This window comes from Mixta theicola, from assembly GCF_002895925.1.
Taxonomy (GTDB): Bacteria; Pseudomonadota; Gammaproteobacteria; order Enterobacterales; family Enterobacteriaceae; genus Mixta; species Mixta theicola.
The window spans coordinates 1-778 of sequence record NZ_NWUO01000050.1; the positions used below are offsets into that span (position 1 = coordinate 1).

2 protein-coding genes are annotated in these 778 nt (G+C 52.2%); both read right to left on the reverse strand.

Going from position 1 to position 778, the window contains the following annotated elements; all coding sequences use genetic code 11:
- The coding region (locus COO59_RS20535) for a flagellin N-terminal helical domain-containing protein (RefSeq protein ID WP_476738906.1) at positions 1 to 244 on the reverse strand (244 nt) is incomplete at its 3' end.
- A gap of 202 nt (positions 245 to 446) precedes the next feature.
- A partial coding sequence (locus tag COO59_RS20540; RefSeq protein WP_276308280.1) for a flagellin occupies positions 447 to 778 on the reverse strand: 332 nt, incomplete at its 5' end.

Below are 778 nucleotides of genomic sequence, written 5' to 3' on the forward strand. Positions count from 1 at the left end.
TCAGCGCGCCTTCAGCGGTCTGCGCCAGGGAGATACCGTCGTTGGCGTTACGTGCTGCCACGCCAAGGCCGTTGATGTTAGAAGTGAAGCGGTTAGCGATTGCCTGACCTGCTGCGTCATCTTTTGCACTGTTGATACGCAGGCCAGAAGACAGACGCTCAATCGCGGTGCCCAGAGAAGACTGAGATTTGCTCAGGTTGTTCTGAGTAGTCAGCGACAGAGTGTTAGTATTAATAACTGCCATGATGTTTTCCTTCAAGTTAAATTAGGGTTCGGCATTTGGCCTGCGGCTTCATCACCGTCATAAATGTTATCGACAACGTTAAGCAGGACTTTAGAATTTTTTTGCAGCTTCGCTAAATTAATTAACGCAGATAAAGAAGCAAAAAACGGCTAAAAAAAACGCCCTCGCAAGGAGGGCGTTTTTGTGCGTAAGCGGTAAACGATTAACGCAGCAGGGACAGCATGGTCTGCGGAACCTGGTTGGCCTGAGCCAGTACGGAGCTGCCAGCCTGCTGCAGGATCTGCGCGCGGGACATGTTAGACACTTCCGTCGCGTAGTCAGAATCCTGAATACGGCTGCGGGCTGCAGACAGGTTGTTCACCGTGTTGTTCAGGTTGGTGATGGTGGACTCAAAACGGTTCTGAGACGCACCCAGCAGGCTGCGCTGGTTGTCAACAGATTTGATCGCCGCATCGATATCTGCCAGCGGCGTAGAGCCTGAAGCAGCGCCGCTTGCGCCGCCGGTCACTTTACCTTTCAGTACGTCAAAACCTA